This window comes from Proteus sp. PR00208 (assembly GCF_016238545.1).
Lineage (GTDB): Bacteria > Pseudomonadota > Gammaproteobacteria > Enterobacterales > Enterobacteriaceae > Proteus.
The window spans coordinates 64,305-71,675 of record NZ_JAEHQE010000024.1 but is presented as its reverse complement, the minus strand read 5'-3'; the positions used below and the strand labels follow the sequence as shown (position 1 = coordinate 71,675).

Below are 7,371 nucleotides of genomic sequence, written 5' to 3'. Positions count from 1 at the left end.
GTCAACAAAGGCTGGGAGTAAAGATGGATATATAAGTGTATCCCCTGCTTATCTTTTTAATGCATTAAAGATTTTTATGAATAGGTTGCAGTCATTATCTTTTCATATGGAATTTTTTAAAGATAATGATGGTCGATTTTATAGAATAATTAATGGGGAAAAGATATATTATAAAGATGAGGCTGAGGTGAATAATGCAGTTAATGCAGTACGAAAATTACTTAGTCAAATTAAAGGAGTATCATTAATAAAAGATAATCATACTAATATGAATTTTTCGTTTGAAGTTAAATTTGATGTGTCGGGGATTAAAAAATTAACTGAACATTTATTTAGCATGCCAGATGGTTGGTCGGATATATTACAAACAGAGTTTGAATTATTAAAGAAAACATTCGATACCGTTGAAAAAGGCGTTAATACTAACTTGGATGAACTGTCAAAAAAATATAGTGCAGCCAATAGTAATTATGATAATTTTGTAAAAATAGTGAGTAGTACTATGAATACTTTATTAGAAATGGCAAAAGGTTTTTTACGATTTTAATTATATTTAGAGTATTATCATGGAAAGTAAGGTTATTTTAGGGACGAAAAGAGCTGATATTAAAATAAATATCAGCTCTTAAATTTATAGAAAATAAATTAGAATTTATATTCAATACCTAACCAGTAATTACGGCCGTCTTCCATATAGCCTTGTGTATACTCGTAAGACTTATCGAATAAGTTATTGACAGAGGCATTAGCAGAAACACCATAACCAAAGTCATAATCTAAACGTAGATCGGTTTTTGCATAGCCTGCGAGTTTGTCATCTTCATCAATACGGTTATATGTCCAACCTTGTGCTTCTTCCATAACAGTAAAGCGAACGTGTTCTACTGGAATAAACGTTATCCACATATAGGCTTTATGTTTTGGTAAGCCTTCAATATGTTCGATTTTTTTCGGATCACTGTGAATATAGCTATAGTTTACACCAAGTTCTAACCAATCAGTGACGTTACCTTTCGTGCCTAAATCAAGACCTACATAGTCGATGCGTCCACTATTTTGGTTTTGGAAAAATGCTTTGCCATCACGATAAACGGTGTGTGCCATAATTGCATCACTGACACGGTTGTAGTAAATGCTGGTTTGGTAACCCCATTTATCAGTAATGTGCCCTTCATAGGTTAAGTCGAACGATAATGCACGTTCTGGATCTAAATCTGGGTTAATAATCCCTTTTGAGCCATCTTTGGGTTTTTCAGTAGTGTAACGTTCTTTTTGCGTCGGGAAGCGACTACGATCAGATACGGAGAAGCGGACTGCATCATCATTGGCTAAAGAATATTTCGCCATCATTTCCCAGTTAAAAGCCGTTTGCTTGTTGTCATCAGCCCCTTTATCGGTATCAACACTGTCACGCCAGTCATAGCTAATGGCACCCACTAAATCGAGATCATTGGTGGCAACCCATTGGTATTCTGTGGCTAAAGACCATGTTCTGTCTTTATAACGCATCCAATCGCCACCTTTCTCTTTTTGAGCGCGGTGAACGTCATCTTTCCAATGTGCGGCAAAAGAGAGTAGGTCACTGTCGCGTGTATCAATACCTAATTGCAATGCAGCGCCCGTGCTGTAGTCGTCATAGTGGCTATAGTCAGGTGTATCCCCTTTTTTGGGATACATATAGAGGGTATTTTCGAATTTATCGTGATAAGCACGGCTTTGTAGATTAATACTGTCTGTGATTTGTGTTACGCCGCTATAGTAATAGCTCTCTTTGTTGTAATCCGGCCATGCCCAATATTTAAATTTACCTTTACCTAATGTTGACGGCGGGCTATTTTTTTCACCGTCTTGTTTTACATAAGTCAGGGTATATTCGTCAGAAGCGCGTGGCGTCCAACCCACTTTGATCATGCCACGTTTATCATCTGTTGCCGAATTATCACGGCGTCCATGTGTACCGGCTGCTTGATTATTTTCATCAGCGCCTGGAATTGGGGTAAAGCGTTGCTTTAATTGGCTACCACTGATTTGAATAAAACCTAAATCATTACGTGCGCCTAAACGTGCGCTCATGTTATGGGCATAATCGGCACCGCGTGCAAAACCTTGTGAGTAAGCAATACTCCCTTCTAAAGGTTTTTTCGGTGATGCGGTAGTGATATTGATAGCGCCACCCATTAAGTTAGGGCCTTGTAGTAATGAGGTATAGCCTTTGTTGACTTCAATACTTGCTAGATCATTGGTGGTAAAGCGGGCTAAGTCTAAGTTGCCATCATAAGGAACATACGTTGGAATACCATCAAAGAATACAGGCACTTGGCGGCTATCAAAGCCACGCACTTTAATGGTGTATTCATTGCGGTTGCCCGATTTTTGCATCACAACACCGGGTAATGTAGCAATAGCTTGTGCCGCATTGACTTTATTTTGTTCAAGCATCTGCTCTTGTGTTAACACATCTGGATTGGCTGCAATCGGGCTACTCCAAACGGTTAATAAATCAGGCGTTAATTGCCCATAAGTGGTGTCGGCGATTGCAATACTTGGTAATAGAGCAAAAGATAAACAGTAGCATAGAGGTTTTAATTTCATCATTCCAATCTCAATTTGTAATCTATATATAAATTTTTATATAACGAATTACGTAAAAATAAATGGATAAAATGAGTGCTGACAATATGTTAGCACTCGGTTTTGTTTATTATTGATTAAATATGTAAATACTTACTTATAAGTTATTATTTTTATTTAATCTTTTGGGTAAAGACGAACTTTAATATCTGTCGGTGGAGCATAATAAGGCGCAGACGTTACCATTAAATGGATACCTGTTTGTGCGTATTTTTCAATTGTGTTCAGGTTAATTCCGCCAGCTAACGAAAGATGGCATTGAGGCGCAACTTGAGGCGCTTCATATTGAAGCCGAGCAATATCTTCAACGGAGAATTTATCAAGCTGTAAAATATCTGGTTGGGCTTTTAACGCTTCTCTTGCTTGTTCAATATCATCAGCTTCTACCACGATACATTTTTCAGGTGCCGCTTGGCGTAACTGTTTAACATGCTGTGCCCAATTATCTGGCTCTGATAAAAATCGACGATGATTAGCAAAGAGTAAAATTGTTTCAGAACAACCTTGGCGATGAATAACACCACCGCCTGCAAGTATCGCTTGAGTTGCTAATAGTTTGGTATTCGGGATATTTTTACGTGTACACGCAATTTGCCCTTTAGGTTGATAGCGATGATAGATTTCTAGCATTCTTGCCATATAGTCACTAACACCACAACTCCACTCCAGCACATTTTGCACTACTTTCCAGCCTTGATGCAGCGCATCGGCTCGACCTTCCGCGGTGATTAAGCAATCACCTTTATCGGCAAAATCACCATCTTGTCGATGCGCTTTTACCTCTAATCCTAACTTTTCCAATAAACGGCAACCTAGCGTGATCCCACTAACACAACCCGCTTCACGGCGTGTAAATGTCATCGTACCTAATTGATCACTGATATTCAGGGCGCGACTTGTTAAATCACCATACTGAATATCTTCCATCAATAAATTATCAAGAAAGGCATCAGGGTAATAAATCATAGTGTTAACTCACTTTCTGGCACGACATCCCAAGAAACCATCGCCCAATCACGCGTAGGCGAAATCAGTGAAACGCCATTTTTAATGCTGTCATGATAGTAGTTCGTTAAATGTGTTATTTCATCTTCACTTAAAGGTCCTACGGAGAAGTTGATCCCCTCAATAAATTGCTCAAGGCTATTGAAATTGCTTTGACAATTACGGCTACGGATATAATCCACTTTAGGGTGAATGCCCATTTGGTTAAGCATATTTACAGCATAAATGTAGGTTGGTAGCGTAGGAACATCTCGACCCAGTAAGCGAATAATGCGTTGATCAACAAAAGTTGGGGATACGGTGTGTGTCGTATAAACACGTAATTTAGCTTGGCGATTAAGCTTTAATAGCGCGGCTTTTAAATCCATCACGAGCGTTGAGCGTGAAGCGACCACAATATCACAACGAGGAAGTGCATCCCAGCTATCTTCCCATGAGCAAGTGATAAAGTCGGCGTGATTGATGCCTGCTTGTTCTGCTCTACGTTTAGCCACTGTGAGCATGCCTGTACTGTAATCAATACCAATGACTTTTTTGAATTTATCCGCAACATGAATGCTGATAGAGCCAGGGCCACAACCCACATCTAGTAAGGTTTCAGCACCCGTAAAATCCATCATTTCACGAAACTTGATTAAATAAGGATCGTTAGGATTGGCACAGGTTTCTGCCATTTTTTCAGCACGTTTATCCCAATGTTCTGGCTCTTTTTTGGTTCTTTCAGCCTGTACCATGTGGTTTTTATAAAGTTCAGCAAAATCCGTGGTTTCAATGGTGTTCATATTCTTGCCTATATTCATTGTTATTACCCGAGTAGGCGTGAAAATGCGCCTGAATATCTGTGGGTTTTACACCATAAAGGTGCGCTAAATTGTTGGGTGTTAGCAAAATTTCAGGACTATTTTGCAAAACAGGAGTATGAGGTGTCAGTAAAATGACTTCATCAGCCAATGAAGCGGCATGTTGTGGATGGTGTGTTGACATAAAAACACTGATCCCTAACGCTTTTAGTGCCTTAACTTGGGTAAGCAGCTTTATTTGATTACCAAAATCAAGGCTGGCCGCGGGTTCATCCATAATCAGTAATTTGGGCTGTTGTACTAAAGCACGAGCAATCAAGACCATCTGCTTTTCACCACCACTTAAAGTATCAAAAGTTCGGTGAGCAAGATGAGAAAGCGAGAGCATTTCTAAGGTTTCCATTGCCATTGTTTTATCTTGAGAACTTGGCATTGAGAAAAAGGATAAATGTGCGCCTCGTCCCATCACAACCATATCGATAACATTGAAAGAAAAGGGGATATGCGTTGCTTGAGGAACATAAGCCACCACTTTGGCAAGTTCTGTTGGTGACCACTCACTTAGTTTTTTCCCCGCAACATTAATCTCACCTTCAATACAAGGTATTAGTCCTAACAACGTTCGCATCAGTGTGGTTTTTCCACAACCATTTGCGCCTAATAAGCAGATGATTTGCCCTTGTTCGATGTGGAATGAGAGATCTTTAATTAAGGTTTTGCCTTTATAGCCAATGGCGAGCTTTTTTGCATTAGCAATGATCATGCGTCTTTCCTTGTTCTAAGTAACAACATTAGGAAGAATGGCGCACCAATGGCGGAGGTTAAAATACCCAATGGAAGTTCGATATTGGCAATAGTGCGAGCTAATGTGTCAGTGATTAACAGCATAATGGCGCCCACAAGCAAAGAAACAGGCAGTTGTTGGCTAAAGTTAGCGCCCACTAACAATCTTGCAATATGAGGCACTATTAAGCCTAGCCAGCCAATAATGCCCGCAATAGAAACGGCACTTGCGGTTATCAATGTTGCTGACAAAATAAAAACTAGCCGCGTCACTTCGACATTTAAACCTAATGCTCTGGCTTCTTCATCAGATAAACTGAGGATATTCATACGCCAGCGCAATAAAATTAGTGGAATAAAGCCAATCAACATTAAAGGGGCGACAGAAATTAAATCAGAAGCCGTAATGGTCGAAAGCCCCCCTAAAAGCCAAAAGGTAATTGAGGGCAATTGCGTATAAGGATCAGCGAGAATTTTCATTAATGAAATTGCTGAGCCACATAATGCACTAATCGCAATACCAACCAAGACAAGCGAAAGAACAGGATCGTGTTGTTTAGCAAGTCTTGCAATAAAATAGACTAAGGCAACTGTTGCCAAACCACCTGCAAAGGCAAATAGCTGAATAGACAACATCGATTGCCCAAGGAAAATACCTAAAACCGCACCCACGCCCGCACCTGATGAAACGCCAAGAATATCAGGAGAAACCAAGGGGTTACGGAACATACCTTGATAAGCTGCTCCTGCAATAGCGAGTCCTCCACCAATTAAGATTGCCGCAAGAACACGGGGAAATCTGATTTGCCAAAAGACGGTTTCAGTTCTGCTGTATTCCACATTGCCTATTAATTTATTACTTACCAGTGTCCACAGTTCATTAGCGGTAAGTGAATACTTACCACTAGTGATTGCAATTAAAGCAACGATGGAAAATACCGCAAATAAAAGCGTGATACGTACTGATTGACTCATGAATACCCCAGCAATTGCTGACATTGTTCAGCACTTAATTGCGTGTGGTAAAAATGAGCAAAGTAATTTTGTAGATCTTGAGTGGTTTGTTTTTCTATTCGAACGTCAAAATGACTTTGTAAGCGACGCATCCCCATTAAACGGTTGATACCCGGAGGACCATCTAACCAACCAAATGGTAATCCTTTAAACAGTAACACTTTGTTGTTTTTAACGGCTTGAATGCTGTTCCATACAGAACTTTGAGTGATTTGCTGATAGGCATTTTCATCTTGTGTGATGATAATTTCAGGGTTCCACATTAACAGTTGTTCAGGGGAAACATCAGTCAAACCAGTAAAATCAGGAACATCAACCACGTTTTCAAAACCTAAGGCTTCAATGGCTTCTGTGTGAATAGAGCCTCTTGCACCCGTTTGCAATCCTTTAGCACCCCGAGCAAGGTAAAAACGTGGACTCTCTTTTTGTTCAGATACAAAAAGCGCAGCATCACTAAGATATTGCTCTGCAATCTGCGCTAATGTTTCTGCTTTTTCAGCAACACCTAATAAAGCCCCTGTTTGACGTAACTGAGCTGGGCTATCTTTTAATGTGCCATCAATTAACACATAAGGTACACCCGTTTGATCAGAGACACGCTTCGCCAATGAACGGTAGGTTTCATCCACATTACCACTATCAATAATGATATCGGGTTCTAACGTCAGTAAAGCTTCTAAAGAGAGTGTACTTCCTCGCCCTGATAAACGTCCTAAACGGGGTAATTTGCGTAGTTCATCTGAAAATAAAGGACTTTTTTCTAAATTAAGTGAGGAAAAACCCAATAATTTTTCAGGCGCTAATGCGAGTAACAATTGATCAGTAGGAGGCCCCGCACTAATCACACGATGGATTGTGGTTGATGCAGGAATATGACCAAATTGTGCTGCAATACGCGAGGTTATTGCGGCCCTTACCGAATGTGGAAGTGCCGATAATGTCGCAATAGTCGTGAGGTAAGTTAGAAATTGTCGTCTGTGGATCGCCATAGGTTCACGCTGTTTATTGTTTTATATTGATATCGTTATTTCATTTATTATACAGCGAAGAATACTATCTTTCCTTTGGCTTAAGTCAAGGGATCATCAGTCAAAATCAAATCTAGGCACACATCTGAAAAACTTTATTCGAAATAGTG

Annotated in this window: 7 protein-coding genes; 1 reads left to right on the top strand and 6 read right to left on the bottom strand. The window is 39.8% G+C overall.

Annotation, left to right across the window (positions count from 1 at the left end):
- Window positions 1-547, top strand: a 547-nt coding sequence (locus JEP36_RS15295) for an IpaD/SipD/SspD family type III secretion system needle tip protein (protein WP_198630426.1), incomplete at its 5' end; no start/stop codon positions are given.
- Window positions 548-645: 98 nt separating this feature from the next.
- Here JEP36_RS15295 and JEP36_RS15290 read toward each other — a convergent pair.
- The 6 genes from JEP36_RS15290 to JEP36_RS15265 all read right to left on the bottom strand — a co-directional run bounded on the left by JEP36_RS15290 (window position 646) and on the right by JEP36_RS15265 (window position 7,222).
- Complete coding sequence (locus JEP36_RS15290) at window positions 646-2,592, bottom strand: TonB-dependent receptor plug domain-containing protein (RefSeq protein ID WP_198630428.1); 1,947 nt, start codon at window positions 2,590-2,592, stop codon at window positions 646-648.
- A gap of 156 nt (window positions 2,593-2,748) precedes the next feature.
- Window positions 2,749-3,597, bottom strand: coding sequence for a ModD protein (gene modD, locus JEP36_RS15285; RefSeq protein WP_198620568.1), 849 nt, complete (start codon window positions 3,595-3,597; stop codon window positions 2,749-2,751).
- Entirely contained in the window at window positions 3,594-4,418 is an 825-nt protein-coding gene (locus JEP36_RS15280; RefSeq protein ID WP_198630425.1) for a class I SAM-dependent methyltransferase, read from the bottom strand. Before JEP36_RS15280 ends, modD begins: the two co-directional genes overlap by 4 nt.
- Window positions 4,405-5,199: an ABC transporter ATP-binding protein gene (locus JEP36_RS15275; protein ID WP_198626468.1), complete on the bottom strand. Its 795-nt coding sequence runs from the start codon at window positions 5,197-5,199 to the stop codon at window positions 4,405-4,407. Before JEP36_RS15275 ends, JEP36_RS15280 begins: the two co-directional genes overlap by 14 nt.
- Window positions 5,196-6,194, bottom strand: a complete 999-nt coding sequence (locus tag JEP36_RS15270; protein ID WP_198620566.1) for a FecCD family ABC transporter permease — start codon at window positions 6,192-6,194, stop codon at window positions 5,196-5,198. Before JEP36_RS15270 ends, JEP36_RS15275 begins: the two co-directional genes overlap by 4 nt.
- The gene (locus JEP36_RS15265) at window positions 6,191-7,222 is read right to left on the bottom strand and encodes an iron ABC transporter substrate-binding protein (protein WP_198630424.1); all 1,032 of its coding nucleotides are present in this window, start codon (window positions 7,220-7,222) and stop codon (window positions 6,191-6,193) included. Before JEP36_RS15265 ends, JEP36_RS15270 begins: the two co-directional genes overlap by 4 nt.
- Window positions 7,223-7,371: the final 149 nt, after the last annotated feature.

Bases quoted from the DNA above. Each gene is read 5' to 3' on its own strand.
- JEP36_RS15280 (WP_198630425.1), bottom strand. From the start codon at position 4,418: ATGAACACCATTGAAACCACGGATTTTGCTGAACTTTATAAAAACCAC.
- JEP36_RS15270 (WP_198620566.1), bottom strand. From the start codon at position 6,194: ATGAGTCAATCAGTACGTATCACGCTTTTATTTGCGGTATTTTCCATC.
- JEP36_RS15275 (WP_198626468.1), bottom strand. From the start codon at position 5,199: ATGATCATTGCTAATGCAAAAAAGCTCGCCATTGGCTATAAAGGCAAA.
- JEP36_RS15290 (WP_198630428.1), bottom strand. From the start codon at position 2,592: ATGAAATTAAAACCTCTATGCTACTGTTTATCTTTTGCTCTATTACCA.
- modD (WP_198620568.1), bottom strand. From the start codon at position 3,597: ATGATTTATTACCCTGATGCCTTTCTTGATAATTTATTGATGGAAGAT.
- JEP36_RS15265 (WP_198630424.1), bottom strand. From the start codon at position 7,222: ATGGCGATCCACAGACGACAATTTCTAACTTACCTCACGACTATTGCG.